Here is a 15,745-nt window from a genome sequence, read left to right as displayed (position 1 = left end):
CCCGGCGCGCGGTGTCCTGCCGCGGCGGCCCGTGCCGGGCCCCTAGCCTCGGCGGCATGCCGGGGCTTCCCTCTCATGTCCGTGCCTGTCTGTTCGACCTCGACGGGGTACTCACCCAGACCGCGAAGGTGCACGCGGCGGCCTGGAAGGAGATGTTCGACGACTACCTCCGCCGGCGCGCGGCCCGTGAGGGGACCGCGTTCGTCCCCTTCGACGCGGTCGACGACTACGACGCGTACGTGGACGGGCGGCCCCGGGAGGACGGGGTGCGCACGTTCCTCGCCGCACGCGGGGTGCGCCTGCCGGAGGGGTCGCCGAACGACCCGCCGGAGGCGGAGACCGTGAACGGCCTGGGCAACCGGAAGAACGAGCTGGTCCTGCGGCGGATCAGCGAGGACGGGGTGGAGCCGTACGAGGGCTCGGTCCGTTTCGTGCACGCGGTGCGGGAGGCCGGGCTGCGCTGCGCGGTGGTCTCCTCCAGCGCCAACTGCCGGGACGTCCTGGTGGCGGCCGGGATCGAGGACCTGTTCGACGAACGGATCGACGGCGTGGTGGCACGCGAGCGTCAGCTGCGCGGCAAACCTGCCCCGGACACCTACCTGGAGGCGGCCCGCGAGCTGGGCGTCCAGCCGGACGAGGCGGCCGTGTTCGAGGACGCCCTGGCCGGTGTCGAGGCGGGCCGGGCGGGGCGGTTCGGCGTCGTCGTGGGCGTCGACCGGGTGGGCCAGGCGGAGCAACTGCGCGCGCACGGGGCCGATGTGGTGGTCCGGGACCTGGCCGAACTCCTGGAGTCGCGGTGATCACTCACCCCAGTTACACGGTCGAGCCCTGGTGCCTGCGCGAGACCGAGCTCAACCTCGATGTGCTCGCCCAGAGCGAGTCGGTGTTCGCGCTGTCCAACGGGCACGTCGGCTGGCGCGGCAACCTCGACGAGGGAGAGCCGCACGGGCTGCCCGGCGCCTACCTCAACGGTGTCTACGAGCGGCACCCGCTGCCGTACGCGGAAGCGGGCTACGGATATCCCGAGTCCGGCGAGACGATGATCAACATCACCGACGGCAAGATCATCCGGCTGCTCGTGGACGACCACCCGTGCGATCTGCGCTACGGCCGGCTGCTGGCGCACGAGCGGGTCCTGGACTTCCGCTCCGGTGTGCTCAGCCGGACCGCTCGGTGGACGTCGCCCGGCGGCCGTACGGTCCGGATCACCTCGCATCGGCTCGTGTCCTTCACCCAGCGGGCGGTCGCCGCGGTCGTGTACGAGGTGGAGCCCCTCGACGGACCGACGACGGTCGCCGTGCAGTCCGAGCTGGTCGCCAACGAGCAACTGCCCAGGTTCCACGGCGATCCGCGCGTCGCCGCGGCGACCGAGTCCCCGCTGGTGTCCGAGGAGCACTTCGCGCAGAACACCCGGCTACGGCTCGTGCACTGCACCGGCAGCAGCGGGCTGCGCGTCGGTACCGCGGCCGACCACCTCGTCGAGGGGCCCGAGAGCACGAAGTGGACGGCGCACAGCGAGCCCGACGTCAGCCGGCTGACGGTGACCGCGGACCTGGTGCCCGGACAGCCGCTGCGGCTGGTCAAGTTCGTCGCCCACGGCTGGTCCGGTGAGCGTTCGCTGCCGGCCGTGCACGACCAGGTGGACGGGGCGGTGGCGGCCGCCGTCAGCACCGGCTGGGACGGACTGGTCGCCGCCCAGCGGGCGTACCTGGACCGCTTCTGGGGCGGCGCGGACGTCGAGGTGGAGGGAGACGCACAGATCCAGCAGGCGGTGCGGTTCGCTCTCTTCCACGTGCTCCAGGCGGCGGCCCGCGGCGAGAACCGCGCGATCCCCGCGAAGGGCCTGACCGGCACCGGCTACGACGGGCACTCCTTCTGGGACACCGAGTCCTTCGTGCTGCCCGTGCTGACCTTCACCGCGCCGGAGGCCGTCGCGCCGGCGCTGCGCTGGCGGCACCGGACGCTGCCGGCGGCACGGGAGCGCGCGCGTCAGCTCGGACTGTCCGGGGCGACGTTCCCCTGGCGGACCATCGACGGCGCCGAGTGCTCCGCCTACTGGCCCGCCGGTACGGCCGCCTTCCACGTCAACGCCGACATCGCCATGGCCGTCGTGCGGTACGTCATGGTGACCGGGGACGAGGAGTTCGAGCGCGCCGAGGGGCTCGACCTGCTGGTGGAGACCGCCCGGCTGTGGCGCTCCCTCGGCCACCACGACCCGGAAGGCGTCTTCCACATCGACGGGGTCACGGGTCCCGACGAGTACAGCGCCTTCGCCCGGGACAACCTGTACACGAACCTGATGGCCCGTCAGAACCTGCTGGCCGCCGCGGACGCGGCGGTACGCCACCCGGACCGGGCGGCGGAACTCGGCGTCGACGACGAGGAGGCCGCGGTGTGGCGGGACGCGGCGGCCCGCATGGCGCTGCCGTACAACGAATCCCTCGGTGTCCACGAGCAGTCGGCCGGGTTCACGACCTTCCAGCGCTGGAACTTCGAGGCGACCCCGCCCGACAACTACCCTCTGCTGCTGCACTACCCCTACTTCGACCTGTACCGCAAGCAGGTGGTGAAGCAGGCCGACCTGGTCCTGGCGATGATGGAGTGCCCGCACGTCTTCACCGAGGAGCAGAAGGCGCGCAACTTCGCCTACTACGAGGCGCTGACCGTCCGCGACTCCTCCCTCTCGGCGTGCTGCCAGGCGGTGCTCGCCGCCGAGACCGGTCATCTGCGGCTGGCCTACGCCTACCTCGGCGAGGCCGCGCTGATGGACCTGGACGACCTGGAGCACAACACCCGTGACGGGCTGCACATCGCCTCCCTCGCCGGGACCTGGATCGCCCTCGTCGCGGGCTTCGGAGGGATGCGCCGGTACCTCGGCGAGGACGGGAGGCCGGGGCAGCTGTCGTTCACACCGCGCCTGCCGGAGGCGCTGTCCAGGGTGGCGTTCACCGTGCTGGTGTGCGGGCGCAGGCTCAAGGTGGACATCGGCCGGTCCCGCGTGCGCTACCAGCTGATGGAGGGCGGACCACTGGACGTCCTGCACCACGGGGAGCCGACGCACCTGACCGCCGACGGCCCGGTCGACCGCCCGATGCCCCACGCGCCTTCCCTCCCGGAACCCCAGCAGCCGCCGGGCCGCCGCCCGGTGGGCCTGCCCCCAGGGGAGGAGGACCGGGCCGACACGCCGGAGTAGCACGGCGTACGGACGGCCCCGGACCTCCCCGGGACGCCGTCGGGGAACCCGTGCGCCGCCCCCCCTTCGACGTACTCCCCGGCGCGCGACCACGTCCGCCGTGACGCGGCGCACACGCCGAGTCACGCATCGGCTACGCACCGTGAAGGGGCGCGGTCACAGGTGACCTTCGACGCCACAAGGTCGATACTTCCAGTAGACGGGACGGGCGGCTTCCCCCCTCGGGCGGCCGTCAGTGCACCGCTGACCTGCGAAGACACGGGTCTTGGGCGCAACCGCCGAGCTCACGAGGAGACACGCATGAAGATGCTGATCAACGTCCCGGAGACCGTCGTGGCGGACGCGCTGCGCGGCTTGGCGGCCGCGTATCCGGACCTGAACGTGGACGTGGAGAACCGGGTGATCGTGCGCCGGGACGCCCCCGTGTCCGGCCAGGTCGCGCTCGTCTCGGGCGGCGGCTCGGGACACGAGCCGCTGCACGGCGGGTTCGTCGGTCCGGGCATGCTGTCCGCCGCATGCCCCGGAGAGGTGTTCACCTCCCCGGTGCCCGACCAGATGGCGCGGGCCGCGGCGGCCGTCGACAGCGGCGCGGGCGTGCTGTTCGTGGTGAAGAACTACACCGGCGACGTGCTCAACTTCGACATGGCGGCCGAGCTGGCCGAGGACGAGGGCATCCAGGTCGCCAAGGTGCTCGTCGACGACGACGTGGCCGTCACCGACAGTCTCTACACGGCCGGCCGGCGCGGCACCGGCGCGACGCTGTTCGTGGAGAAGATCGCGGGCGCCGCCGCGGCCGAGGGGCAGCCGCTGGAGCGCGTGGAGGCCATCGGCCGCCAGGTCAACGGCAACTCCCGCAGTTTCGGCGTGGCCCTGAGCGCCTGTACGACCCCGGCGAAGGGCAGCCCGACCTTCGATCTGCCGGACGGCGAGCTGGAGTTGGGCATCGGCATCCACGGCGAGCCGGGCCGCGAACGGCGGCCGATGATGACCTCGGGGGAGATCGCCGACTTCGCGGTCAACGCCATCCTGGAGGACATGCCGCCGCGCAGCCCCGTCCTGGTGCTGGTCAACGGCATGGGCGCGACGCCGCTGCTGGAGCTGTACGGCTTCAACGCGGAGGTGCAGCGGGTGCTCCGGGAACGCGGGGTCGCCGTGGCGCGCACCCTCGTCGGCAACTACGTGACCTCGCTGGACATGGCGGGCGCCTCGGTGACGCTGTGCCAGGCCGACGAGGAGCTGCTGCGGCTGTGGGACGCGCCGGTGAAGACCCCGGCGCTGCGCTGGGGAATGTGATACGGCGGAGCAGACGGCGCACCGTCCCGGCCGAACGGCCGGCAGCCCTACCACGCGAGGAGATCCAGTGCTCGACGCCGCATTCTTCCGCCGTTGGATGACGACGGCCGCCGCGTCCGTCAGCCGCGAGGCGGAACGGCTCACCGCTCTCGACTCGGCCATCGGGGACGCGGACCACGGCAGCAATCTGCAGCGCGGGTTCACCGCCGTGGCGGCCGCCCTGGAGAAGGACGCGCCGGACACCCCGGGGGCCGTGCTGACGCTGGCCGGGCGGCAGTTGATCTCGACGGTCGGCGGCGCGTCCGGACCGCTGTACGGCACTCTGCTGCGCCGGACCGGCAAGGCGCTCGGGGACGCCGCCGAGGTCGGCGAGGAGGAGCTGGCCGCGGCGCTGCGCGCGGGCGTGGAGGGGGTGATGGCGCTCGGCGGAGCGGCACCGGGCGACAAGACCATGATCGACGCCCTGGTTCCGGCCGTGGACGCCCTCGGGACCGGGTTCGGCGCCGCGCGGGCCGCCGCGGAGGAGGGTGCGGTGGCCACCACCCCGTTGCAGGCGCGCAAGGGGCGGGCGAGCTATCTGGGCGAGCGCAGCATCGGCCACCAGGATCCGGGGGCCACCTCGTCGGCGCTGCTGATCGCCGCGCTGGCCGAGACGGCGGAGGCGGAGCAGTGAGCGAGGGGAAGCTGGTCGGGATCGTGCTGGTGTCGCACAGCGCGGAGGTGGCCGCCTCGGTCGCCGCACTGGCCAAGGGTCTGGCGGGCGGTGCGACCGCGGTGCCGGTGGCTCCGGCGGGCGGCACGGAGGACGGCGGGCTCGGCACCAGCGCCGAGCTGATCTCCGCCGCGGCGGCCTCGGTGGACCGGGGGGCCGGGGTGGCGGTCCTCACCGACCTGGGCAGCGCGGTGCTCACGGTGAAGGCACTGCTCGCCGAGGGCGACGAACTGCCCGACGGCACGCGGCTGGTGGACGCGCCGTTCCTGGAGGGCGCGGTGGCCGCCGTGGTCACCTCCGCCGCCGGGGCGGACCTGGACGCGGTGGAGGCCGCGGCGGCGGAGGCGTACGGCTACCGCAAGGTGTGACGTGGGGGTCCCGGCCTCGGCACCCGGCCGGGGCACCCGGGCCGGGCCGACCGGCGGCGGCGTCCGGCCCGGACGCCGCCGGGGGGCCGGCGACCGTAGGCGGGGATGCCGTCCTCGCGGTGCGGTGCCCGTCCCCCAGGCGCGGTGCCGCGTCCCGGCCGGCCGGTGGCCGGGGCCTGCCGGCAGGGGGCTCGTGAGAACCCGATCCCGCCCGAGCCGACCAGCGACGGCCGGCTCACTCTTCCCGCACCGGGCCGGCTCCTGTACGAGGCGCGGAGGTCCCCCCCACCGGCCGCCCACAGACGCCCGCGCGTCGACCGGGTTCGGGCGGCCCGGGTGCGGCCCCCGTGGCGGCCGGGCCCGGCGGTCAGTCGTTCGCGAGGAACTGTCTGGCCAGCCGCTCCCCCGTCGCCACCGCCTCCTCGTGGTCCTCGATGGGGGTGACCAGGGAGTTCCGGAAGAGGATGTAGGTCACGTCGGAGGGCGCCCCGCCGGTGAGCGGGTCCGGGTCGACGCCCAGGCCCTCGGCGGTGGCGTAGGAAGCCTCGCCGATGAGGTCGCTGGGGCCGGTGTCGCCGACGACCGCGTACTGCACCCGGTCGCCGTGGACGACGGCCGCCACGGAGCCGCCACGGATGCCGTGCGCGCGGTAGTCCCAGCGGGAGCTCGGCGCGGGGACCACGATGTAGGGCAGGGTCTCGGCGTTCAGGTCGAGGCCGTCGGACTGCTGGAAGGCCGTGGTGGGGGCGAAGACCGGGTCGGTGGCGGAGTTGCAGTGGGTGGTGGGCCGGCCGTCGCAGTCGACGTCCAGGTCCGCCCTCCAGAAGACGGCGTCGTCGGTGCCGCAGACGGGCACGGTCGCCGGGCTGTCGGCGTCGGTGCGGTAGCGGCCCCGGGAGATTTCGGTGCACGTGCCGGTCCGGGCCAGGAGGTCGGCGGCGGTGACCCCGCCCTCGTCCCGGGCCCCGGGCCCGGCGGTGTCCCCGCCCGGCTCCCGGGCCGTGGGCCCGGCGGTGACCCCGCCCTCGTCCCGGGCCGCGGGCCGCTCACGGGGCGGGACGGCGGTGGCCGGGGCAGGCAGCGCCGCCGGGGCGATCAGGGCGGCGCCGGCCGCGGCCAGGATCAGCGACGGGACACGCACGATGGGGGACCCTCTCGTCGGGGACGTGGCGGACATCGAGCACACTGTGGTGCCGCTCAGGGCCCGGAGCCACGGGAGCCGCCGCGAAGGGGCCGGATGGAGCACGCCTCTGACACCCCGTCAGGGGACTGTCGGGCGAGCCTCGGGGCTCGGCGGGGGACAACAGGGGCCGGGGATCCGGACGGGTACCGACCCGGATCCCCCGGCCACCCGCGCCGGCGCGGGTTCGGCGACGACAGCGTGTCCGCGCCACAGGCGTGAACTGCCCTGCCCTCTGGGGTAGTTCAGCCGTAGGAACACTCAGCATACGTAACGTCCGGGGCTGCTCACCAACGCGGCCCCCTTGCTGTGTCCGCACCGGGCGGGCATATTGGTCCGGACCTTTAGGGGTTGCCGAGGCCGTCCGGGGGGAGGCAGAGCCGTGCGACGCGTTCCCGTTCCGCTCGTACTGGCCTGCGGCTCGCTGCTGCTGGTCGCGTCCTGCGGCTGGAGCCGGGCCGACGGCGGTGGCGGCGAGGGCCGGGTGCCCGGTGCTCCGGCCGGGGTCACCGCCGCGGCGGGCAGCGCCACGAGCGTCCATGTGATGTGGAACGCGGCACCGGACGGTTCCGGGGTCCGCGTCTACGAGGTCTATCGCGGCCACACCAAAGTGGCTGAAGTACCGGGTTCGCAGCACATGGTGGACGTCACCAGGCTCAGGCCGTCCACCATGTATGCGTTCACCGTGCGGGCCCGGGACGGCGCGGGCCGGCTGGGCCCGCCCAGCCGGGCGGTGCGGGCCCGGACGCCGGTGCAGGCGGCGGCGGACCGCTCCGCACCGACCCGGCCGCCGTCGACCACCGGGCACGCCGTGGGCAGCCGCGCGGTCCAGCTGTCCTGGGGCGCGTCACGGGACGACCGGGGCGTGCTGTCGTACGACGTCTACCAGGGCGGGGTGAAGATCCACAGCGTCGGCGGCGACCAGACCGCCACCGTCGTCACCGGTCTGCGCCCCGGCAGCCGTTACGTCTTCACGGTCCGGGCCCGCGACGCCGCCGACAACCTCTCCCCCGCCGGCGCCCCGGTCCGTCTCACCACGCCGGGCACCGACGACGGCCGCGGCACCGCGCCCACCGGGTTCACCGCCACCACCCACCGCTCGGGCGGAGCCCGCTACATCGACCTCGCCTGGGACCCGCCGCGCACAGACGGGGTGATCACCGAGTACCTGATCCAGCTGGACCGCACCACGGCCACCTCGCTCGTCTGGGGCGGCACACCACCACGCGGCCGGGCACGCTACAGCTTCTACGCCGGCACCGACGCCGGTGAGGTGCACCGCGTGCGGCTGCGGGCCCGGCTGCCGGACGGCACCTGGGGCGGCTGGTCGGCGGAGCGGACGGTGACCACGGGCGGCTGACCGGCGCACGGGGGGCGGCGTGACCGCGCGGGGCCCGGCAACCGGGCGGGCCGGTGCGTCCCCGTCTGCGCCGGACGGCGGAACGGGTCACCCGACCGGGTCCGCCCCGCATGCGGGTGGGTGCGGCGGCGCGTTGGCTGCGGTTGAGGCAGCACGGACGTTTCCCGACCCCCGGCGGCGCATGGGACGTACCGCCGACCGTGCCGCCGGAGGCCAGCCCATGCACACCTCGCGACTTCCGCTCCGCCGCGGCCTGACCCTGGCGGCCGCCGCCGTCCTCCCGGCCGTGCTCGCCGGGCCGTCCGCCGCGGTCTCGGGCATCTCGGTCAGCACCACCGGCAGCACGGTCTCCGTGGTCACCAGCGCCTGCACCCTGATCAACGGCAGCTGGGGCACGGCGGCCCTGCTCACCGACCGGCAGGCCAACTTCGCCCAGGGCCGGCAGGTGGCCCTGTCCGGCACGTCCGTCAGCCAGTCCGCGGCCTGGACCGGGGTGAGCCCGGGCACGTACACCGTGGCGGTGGTGTGCTCCAGCGGTCTCACGGCGGGCAGCCAGTCGGTGATCGTGTCCGCGTCCGCGCCCGCGTCCGTGCGACCGGCGGTCCCCCCGACGAGACTGGCAGTCCCCCCGACGAGACCGACGATCCCCCCGACGAGGCCGACGATCTCCTCGACCAGACCGACGATCTCCTCGACGTCGAGCCCGGCACCGTCCCGGGGTGTGATGGGCGGGCTCGGCGGCGCCGCCCGCGACTACGGCCCGCTGACCCTGGGCGTCGGCGCGACCCTGGTCGGCGCCGGGGTCGTCGCCACGGGCTGGGTGCTGCGCCGCCGCTCGAACCCGTACCGGCTCTGAACGGCCCGCACGGCCGTACGGCTCCCGCGCACCCTCAGTCGGCGTCCGGCAGCCCGGCGAACTCCGCCAGGGCGTGGGTCAGCCACTGGGTCCAGAAGGTCTCCAGGTCGATGCCCGCCCGCAGGACCAGGTGGCGCAGTCGGTCCTGCGGGGCGTCCCGGTCCGGCGGGAAGTCGCGCTGCTCGATCTGCCGGTACTCGGCCAGCTGGCGCCGGTGCAGCTCCAGATGGCGGCGCAGATCGTCCTCCACGCCCGCGGTGCCGACCACGGCCGCCGCGCGCAGCCGCAGCAGGAGCGGATCCCGCATGGCCCTGGGGTCCTGCGCGGCGGCGGTCCAGCGGGCCAGCTCGGCGCGGCCCGCTGGCAGTACCTCGTACCTCTTCTTCTGCCCGCGGGCCGGCTGCTCGGCCGGCAGGGTGCGGATCAGGCCCTCCGCCTCCAGTTTCCCCAGCTCGCGGTAGATCTGCTGGTGCGTCGCGGACCAGAAGTAGCCGATCGACTTGTCGAACCGGCGGGTCAGTTCCAGTCCCGACGACGGCTTTTCCAGCAGGGCGGTGAGGATCGCGTGCGGGAGTGACATGGGGTCATCCTAGGGAGGCGCGCGGACGCGCCTACAGCGCCGCCGCCAGTTCCGTGCCCTGCTTGATCGCCCGCTTGGCGTCCAGCTCGGCCGCGACGTCGGCGCCGCCGATCAGGTGCGCGCTGCGCCCGGCGGCCAGCAGCTCCTCGTACAGCTCGCGGCGCGGTTCCTGCCCGGTGCAGAGCACGACCGTGTCGACCTCCAGGACCGTGCTCTCCTCGCCGACCGTGATGTGCAGTCCGGCGTCGTCGATGCGGTCGTAGCGCACGCCCGGCACCATGGTCACGCCCCGGTGCTTCAGCTCGGTGCGGTGGATCCAGCCGGTCGTCTTGCCGAGTCCGGCGCCGACCTTGCTGGTCTTGCGCTGGAGCAGGTGGACCTGGCGGGGCGGCGCGGGCCGCTCGGGGGCGGTGAGCCCGCCCGGCGCCCGGTAGTCCGTGTCGACGCCCCAGTTCCGGAAGTACGTCTCCGGGTCCTCGCTCGCCTTGTCGCCGCCGTCGGTGAGGAACTCGGCGACGTCGAAGCCGATGCCGCCGGCGCCGAGGACGGCGACGCGGTCGCCGACGGGGGCGCCGTCGCGCAGCACGTCGAGGTAGCCGAGGACGCGGGGGTGGTCGACGCCGGGGATGTCCGGGGTGCGCGGGGTGACGCCGGTGGCGACGACGACCTCGTCGAAGCCCTCCAGGTCGCCGGCCTCCACCCAGGTGTCCAGGCGTACCTCGACGTCGTGGGCCTGAAGCCGGTGGCGGAAGTAGCGCAGCGTCTCGTCGAACTCCTGCTTGCCGGGCACCTTGCGGGCCACGTTGAGCTGTCCGCCGATCTCGCCCGCCGCGTCGAACAGGGTGACGGTGTGGCCCCGTTCGGCGGCGGAGACCGCGCAGGCGAGGCCGGCGGGGCCGGCGCCGACGACGGCGACGCGCTTCTTCAGCCGGGTCGGCGCGAGGACCAGCTCGGTCTCGTGGCAGGCGCGCGGGTTGACCAGGCAGGACGTGATCTGCCCGCTGAAGGTGTGGTCGAGGCAGGCCTGGTTGCAGCCGATGCAGGTGTTGATGGCCTCCGGGGTGCCGGCGGCGGCTTTGGCGACGAAGTCGGGGTCGGCCAGCATCGGGCGGGCCAGGGAGACCATGTCCGCACAGCCGTCGGCCAGCAGTCGCTCGGCGAGTTCCGGGGTGTTGATCCGGTTGGTGGTCACCAGGGGCACGGACACCGCGCCCATGAGCCTCTTGGTGACCCAGGTGTAGGCGCCGCGCGGCACGGAGGTGGCGATGGTGGGGATGCGGGCCTCGTGCCAGCCGATGCCGGTGTTGATGATGGTGGCCCCGGCGGCCTCGACGGCCTTGCCGAGCGCGATCACCTCGTCCAGCGAGGAGCCGCCCGGGACCAGGTCCAGCATGGACAGCCGGTAGATGATGACGAAGTCCTCGCCGACGGCCTCGCGCACCCGCCGGACGATCTCGACGGGGAACCGCATCCGGTTCTCGTAGGGTCCGCCCCAGCGGTCCGTGCGCCGGTTCGTCCGCGCGGCGATGAACTCGTTGATCAGATAGCCCTCGGAGCCCATGATCTCGACACCGTCGTAGCCGGCCCGCCGGGCGAGGCGGGCGGCGCGGGCGTAGTCCTCGATGGTGCGCTCGACGTCGGCGTCGGTCAGCTCGCGAGGGACGAAGGGGCTGATGGGCGCCTGGAGCGGGCTCGGCGCGACGAGGTCCCGGTGGTAGGCGTAACGGCCGAAGTGCAGGATCTGCATCGCGATCCGGCCGCCCTCGCGGTGCACGGCCTCGGTGACGGTCCGGTGCCGATCGGCCTCCGCCTCGGTGGTGAGCATGGCTCCGCCCTCGTACGGCCGCCCCTCCTCGTTGGGCGCGATGCCACCGGTGACGATGAGGCCCACTCCCCCGCGCGCGCGGGCCGCGTAGAACGCCGCCATCCGCTCGAAGCCGTGCTCGGCCTCCTCCAGGCCGACGTGCATGGAGCCCATGAGCACGCGGTTGGGAAGCGTGGTGAAGCCCAGGTCGAGCGGGGTCATCAGATGCGGGTAACGGCTCATCGGGCCCTCCGTGCGCGGTGTCGTCACCTCCTGTTGTAGAGGAAGCCCGAGCCTTTTTGCAACTAGTTGCACAACCGGCGGCGCGCGGGCACGGACGCTCCGACACGGCGACGCCCCGGCCGGCGGGGGGCCGGCCGGGGCGTCGCCCGGAACCTCGACGCGGTCAGCGGCTCTCCAGGCGCAGGTGCAGGTCCCGCTCCTGGTCGCCGGAGGCCGCGCAGGTCTCCTGCACGGTGAACATCGAGTCCAGGGTGGTGCGGAACCGCTCCACCGCCCAGTAGCTGCCCTGCACGTCCGCCTGGACCGGCGAGTCGAGGTGGACCGGCGGGCAGCCCCCGCCGCGGGCGTCCGAGACGTCGTACGTACCGAGCCATACCATCGGACGGGTCTCGTGGAGCTGCTGCGGTACCTCTTCCGGAGCCCGGTCGGAGGCGAAGCAGGCGCTGAGCGCTTCGAAGACGAGCCGGGCGTCGTCCTTTGAATAGCCGCTGATCTCCACCGAGACGGTTTCCGGATGCGACCGCTCCGTGTCTGCCATGACCGCTCCTTTCGTGGCCGTGCTGCGGTGGAACGGGGTACCCCGCCGAACCGAGTTCATCCTCAGCAAAGCATCACCGGCCGCCGGGCACACCTCAGCCGCGGGAGAACTTGTACGTCTTGCTGTCCGTCAGCACGCAGAAGCCGGGCGAGACCACGATCACGCGCAGGGTGCCGGTCCGGCGGTCGTAGTCGATGCCCTCCGCCTCGAAGGTGCCCGAGCAGGAACTGCGCAGCGGCAGCTGGCGCAGCGCCGTGACATGGCCGGAGACGTCCGCCGTGCCGTTCGGCGCGGCCGACAGGTCGATCTGGAGCAGTGGCTTGGTGAGGCCGAACAGACTGCCCTCCGGGTCGTCGGAGGAGCACAGCAGGGTCGTGGGGCCGGAGAAGTCGCAGCCCTGGACGTCGCGGACGGCGTGGTCCAGGCGGACGGTGGAGACCTGCGGGAGGTTCGCCGAGGGCGAGGTGGCCGGGTTGACGCCCGGGGTCGGGAAGACCAGCAGCCGGGTCATCGTGCCCCACTCACCGGACAGCATCCACTGGCCGTCGGGCGATATCGCGGCCCAGGAGTTGTTCAGCGCCTCGCCCGCGCCCAGCGTGTGGACGTACTCCGACCAGGCGCCGCCGGGCGCCTGCACCCGGAACATCTTGGAGGTGCCGGAGTCCCGCTGGTAGGGCTCGACGTAGTAGCCGTCGTACGAGGCGTCGGGGTCGCCGACGTGATTCCAGCCGCGGCTGGAGACGCCGAGGGGGATGGTGCCGATGCCGGTGTAGCGGTTGGGACTGTTGGCCGGGACCTCCACCGAGGCCAGGCCCTGGCTCTCGGTCAGCGGGTCGGCGCGGTCGGAGCCGGTCTCGGTCCAGGTGTCCGCCGCGTGGGCGGGCGCGGGTGCGGCGAGCGACACGACGGCGGCGGTGGCGAGGGTGACGAGTCCGGAGAGTACTGCGTGACAACGTTGCCGGGCGGACGCGGGCATGGCCGACTCCTCTGACGGGGCTGGGGGCCCGGGGCGAGCGGGCGGGGTCACTCGGTCGGCGGACAGTCTGGCGTGGCGCCGTAGTCATGTACAGACCAACAGAGCAACATGAGCGTGAACTCTCACGGCCGGCCGGACCGCGCTGTACGGTCTCGGCAGGAGGTCCGGCACGGCGCGCACCGCCGGCGCGACGGCTTCGGCGGACGGCCGCGCCGTGTTGAGAGATGGTGGAGGTAGCGGCGAAGGCGTCGGAGAGTCGGGTGTGAGCGCGGTAGAAGCAGGGGATTCGGCACGGGGGACGGCGTGCCGTGCGGACGTGCGAAGGCGGTGCGTGGCATGAGTGCACCCGGAGCTCCGATGGCGGAGGGCGGCGAACCGGCTCGTGGACCGGTGCCTCCCGGCGGCCTGCTCGACGTCCTCGGCGTCGCATCGGTGGTGCTGGACACCGACGGGCGGATCGTCCTGTGGAGCCCACAGGCGGAGGAGTTGTTCGGTTACACCGCCCAGGAGGCCCTCGGCCAGTACGCCGCCCGCCTGATGGTGCACGAGCGGCACATCCAGCTGGTCGGCAAGCTCTTCGCCGACGTGATGCGCACCGGGCAGAGCTGGGCGGGCGGCTTCCCGGTCCGGCACAAGGACGGCAGCACCCGTCTGGTCGAGTTCCGCAACATGCGGCTGCTGGACGACCAGGGGGACGTCTACGCGCTCGGGCTCGCCGCCGACCAGTCGACCGTGCGGCGGCTGGAGCAGGACGTGGCGCTGTCCGAGCGGATGGTGATGCAGTCACCGATCGGCTACGCCGTCCTGGACACCGGCCTGCGGTTCGTCTCGGTCAACCCGGCCCTGGAGAAGATGAACGGGGTGACGGCCGCCGGGCACGTGGGCCGGACGCTGCGCGAGGTGCTGCCGATGCTGGACACCGAGGCCCTGGAGGCCGCCGCCCGGCAGGTGCTGAGGACGGGGGTGCCGGTGATCGACGTCACGCTCGTCGGCCGCACGCCCGCCGACCCGGACGCGGACCACACCTGGTCGCACTCGCTGTACCGGCTGGAGGACGCGATGGGCAACGTGCTCGGGGTGGCGGTCTCGATGACCGACATCACCGAGCAGCACCGGGCCTCGGTGGAGCGGGAGGCCGCGCGGCGCCGGCTCGCGGTCGTCGCGGACGCCTCCGCCCGGATCGGTACGACGCTGGAGCTGGAGCGCACCGCCTGCGAACTGGCCGACGTCGCCGTGCCGGAACTGGCGGACGTGGCGGCGGTGGACCTGCTGGAGGCGGTGGCCGAGGGCCGGCGCAGCACCCTGGGCCCCTCGGAGGCGGCGGTGATCCGGGCCCTCGCGGTCCGTCCCGCACAGGGCTCGGAGGCGGTGCGGGCCGCCGACCCGCCCGGCCGGGTCACCCGGTACGCGCCCGATCGCCTGGTCACCGAGTGCGTGCGCACCGGCGAGGCGGTCCTGGTGCCGCAGGTGAAGGACGAGGACCTGGCGCGCATCGCCCGCTCCCCCGAGGCGGCCGTGCTGCTGGGCCGGGCGGGCCTGCACTCGTATCTCGCGGTGCCGCTGATCGCGCGCGGCGAGGTGCTGGGCGCGCTCGACCTCAAACGCACCCGCAATCCGGCGCCCTTCGACGAGGACGACCTGCTGCTGGCGCGCGAGCTGGCCGCCCGCGCGGCCGTGCAGATCGACAACGCGCGCTGGTACCAGAACGCCCGCAACACCGCGCTGACCCTCCAGCGCAGCCTGCTGCCCAGCCATCCGCCGGTCACCACCGGTCTGGAGGTGGCCTCCCGGTACCAGCCGGCGGGCGCCACCAGCGAGGTCGGCGGGGACTGGTTCGACGTGATCCCGCTGGAGGGAGGCAAGACCGCGCTCGTCGTCGGTGACGTGATGGGCAGTGGCATCGGCGCCGCCGCCACGATGGGCCGGCTGCGCACCGCGACGACCACCCTGGCCGCGCTCGACCTCGATCCGGCGCGGCTGCTGGAGCACCTGGACAAGACGACCTCGGCCCTGGACCACTCGATCGCGACCTGCGTGTACGCCGTCCACGACCCGCATCTGCGGCAGTGCCGGATCGCCAACGCCGGCCACCTGCCGCCGGCGCGCGTGCGGCCCGGCCGGCCGGCGGAGCTGCTCGACCTGCCCACCGGGGTGCCGCTGGGGGTGGGCGGGGTCGGCTTCTCCACCGTCACGGTCGACTTCGAACCCGGCGACGTGCTGGTGTTCTACACCGACGGACTGGTGGAGACCCGCCGGCACTCCCTCGACGAGCGCCTGGCGTTCCTGCTGTCCCTGCTCGACGACCCGGCCCGCCCGCTGGAGGAGGCCTGCGACCTGCTGCTGCGCACGCTGCACCACCCGGACAACCACGACGACGTGGCCCTGCTCATCGCCCGGGCGCAGGAACTGCCGTAGCCCGCGGCGACGGACTCCCGTCGGCCGCGCGCCTCCGCACGCTCCCCCACCGCCTCAACGGCGCGGGGGCGCCTCCGCCCGCCGCACCGGGCACCGCCCCGGGTACAGCCGGTACGGGGGCCGGGACCCGGCACTCCGCCGGAGCACGTACCTGACGCCGCGCCGCCCGCCCTCCGGGCGGACGACGGGAGTCCGACGACAGGCCCCCGGGCTCCTGCGGCCCCCGA

13 protein-coding genes are annotated in these 15,745 nt (G+C 73.9%); 8 read left to right on the top strand and 5 right to left on the bottom strand.

All coding sequences use genetic code 11. The features are described 5' to 3' along the window. Positions 1-56 precede the first annotated feature (56 nt). The 5 genes from LG395_RS24620 (at position 57) to LG395_RS24595 (ending at position 5,566) form a co-directional block, all read left to right on the top strand. Entirely contained in the window at positions 57-800 is a 744-nt protein-coding gene (locus LG395_RS24620) for an HAD family hydrolase (protein WP_225811222.1), read from the top strand. Beyond that, a complete protein-coding gene (locus tag LG395_RS24615; protein WP_225811221.1) occupies positions 797-3,193 on the top strand; it encodes a glycoside hydrolase family 65 protein in 2,397 nt (798 codons plus the stop codon). The genes LG395_RS24620 and LG395_RS24615 overlap by 4 nt, the downstream gene beginning before the upstream one ends. 300 nt (positions 3,194-3,493) lie before the next feature. Continuing rightward, positions 3,494-4,486 (top strand): dihydroxyacetone kinase subunit DhaK, encoded by a 993-nt coding sequence (dhaK, locus tag LG395_RS24605; protein WP_171158897.1) that lies wholly within the window; start codon positions 3,494-3,496, stop codon positions 4,484-4,486. Between the two features lie 67 nt (positions 4,487-4,553). Beyond that, positions 4,554-5,159, top strand: coding sequence for a dihydroxyacetone kinase subunit DhaL (gene dhaL / locus LG395_RS24600; RefSeq protein WP_171158896.1), 606 nt, complete (start codon positions 4,554-4,556; stop codon positions 5,157-5,159). Then, positions 5,156-5,566: a PTS-dependent dihydroxyacetone kinase phosphotransferase subunit DhaM gene (locus tag LG395_RS24595; protein ID WP_171158895.1), complete on the top strand. Its 411-nt coding sequence runs from the start codon at positions 5,156-5,158 to the stop codon at positions 5,564-5,566. The genes dhaL and LG395_RS24595 overlap by 4 nt, the downstream gene beginning before the upstream one ends. A gap of 367 nt (positions 5,567-5,933) precedes the next feature. Here the strand turns inward: LG395_RS24595 and LG395_RS24590 are convergent, their stop codons facing one another. Further along, on the bottom strand, positions 5,934-6,707 hold the full coding sequence (locus LG395_RS24590; RefSeq protein ID WP_268744364.1) for a glycoside hydrolase family 75 protein: 774 nt from the start codon (positions 6,705-6,707) through the stop codon (positions 5,934-5,936). A gap of 421 nt (positions 6,708-7,128) precedes the next feature. On the opposite strand from LG395_RS24590, the gene LG395_RS24585 reads away from it, so the two are divergent. Next, positions 7,129-8,106 (top strand): fibronectin type III domain-containing protein, encoded by a 978-nt coding sequence (locus LG395_RS24585; protein ID WP_225811220.1) that lies wholly within the window; start codon positions 7,129-7,131, stop codon positions 8,104-8,106. A 220-nt stretch (positions 8,107-8,326) separates the two neighbouring features. After that, entirely contained in the window at positions 8,327-8,962 is a 636-nt protein-coding gene (locus LG395_RS24580) for a hypothetical protein (RefSeq protein ID WP_225811219.1), read from the top strand. A 34-nt stretch (positions 8,963-8,996) separates the two neighbouring features. Here the strand turns inward: LG395_RS24580 and LG395_RS24575 are convergent, their stop codons facing one another. From LG395_RS24575 to LG395_RS24560, 4 genes are all read right to left on the bottom strand, one after another. After that, positions 8,997-9,542: a PadR family transcriptional regulator gene (locus tag LG395_RS24575; protein ID WP_171158891.1), complete on the bottom strand. Its 546-nt coding sequence runs from the start codon at positions 9,540-9,542 to the stop codon at positions 8,997-8,999. A gap of 31 nt (positions 9,543-9,573) precedes the next feature. Continuing rightward, positions 9,574-11,589, bottom strand: coding sequence for an oxidoreductase (locus tag LG395_RS24570; protein WP_171158890.1), 2,016 nt, complete (start codon positions 11,587-11,589; stop codon positions 9,574-9,576). 163 nt (positions 11,590-11,752) lie between these two features. Beyond that, positions 11,753-12,127 carry a hypothetical protein gene (locus LG395_RS24565; RefSeq protein WP_171158889.1) on the bottom strand — a complete coding sequence of 125 codons (375 nt, stop codon included), beginning with the start codon at positions 12,125-12,127 and terminating at the stop codon, positions 11,753-11,755. Positions 12,128-12,221: 94 nt separating this feature from the next. After that, positions 12,222-13,103 (bottom strand): hypothetical protein, encoded by an 882-nt coding sequence (locus LG395_RS24560; RefSeq protein WP_171158888.1) that lies wholly within the window; start codon positions 13,101-13,103, stop codon positions 12,222-12,224. Positions 13,104-13,439: 336 nt separating this feature from the next. On the opposite strand from LG395_RS24560, the gene LG395_RS24555 reads away from it, so the two are divergent. Further along, entirely contained in the window at positions 13,440-15,518 is a 2,079-nt protein-coding gene (locus LG395_RS24555; protein WP_225811218.1) for a SpoIIE family protein phosphatase, read from the top strand. Positions 15,519-15,745: the final 227 nt, after the last annotated feature.

The sequence above is a fragment of the Streptomyces spinosus genome (assembly GCF_020400655.1).
Lineage (GTDB): Bacteria > Actinomycetota > Actinomycetes > Streptomycetales > Streptomycetaceae > Streptomyces > Streptomyces argyrophylli.
The sequence above is the reverse complement of the archived record's forward strand: the minus strand, read 5'-3'. Positions and strand labels throughout refer to the sequence as shown.

Bases quoted from the DNA above. Each gene is read 5' to 3' on its own strand.
- LG395_RS24620 (WP_225811222.1), top strand. From the start codon at position 57: ATGCCGGGGCTTCCCTCTCATGTCCGTGCCTGTCTGTTCGACCTCGAC.
- dhaK (WP_171158897.1), top strand. From the start codon at position 3,494: ATGAAGATGCTGATCAACGTCCCGGAGACCGTCGTGGCGGACGCGCTG.
- LG395_RS24580 (WP_225811219.1), top strand. From the start codon at position 8,327: ATGCACACCTCGCGACTTCCGCTCCGCCGCGGCCTGACCCTGGCGGCC.
- LG395_RS24575 (WP_171158891.1), bottom strand. From the start codon at position 9,542: ATGTCACTCCCGCACGCGATCCTCACCGCCCTGCTGGAAAAGCCGTCG.
- LG395_RS24570 (WP_171158890.1), bottom strand. From the start codon at position 11,589: ATGAGCCGTTACCCGCATCTGATGACCCCGCTCGACCTGGGCTTCACC.
- LG395_RS24565 (WP_171158889.1), bottom strand. From the start codon at position 12,127: ATGGCAGACACGGAGCGGTCGCATCCGGAAACCGTCTCGGTGGAGATC.
- LG395_RS24560 (WP_171158888.1), bottom strand. From the start codon at position 13,103: ATGCCCGCGTCCGCCCGGCAACGTTGTCACGCAGTACTCTCCGGACTC.
- LG395_RS24555 (WP_225811218.1), top strand. From the start codon at position 13,440: ATGAGTGCACCCGGAGCTCCGATGGCGGAGGGCGGCGAACCGGCTCGT.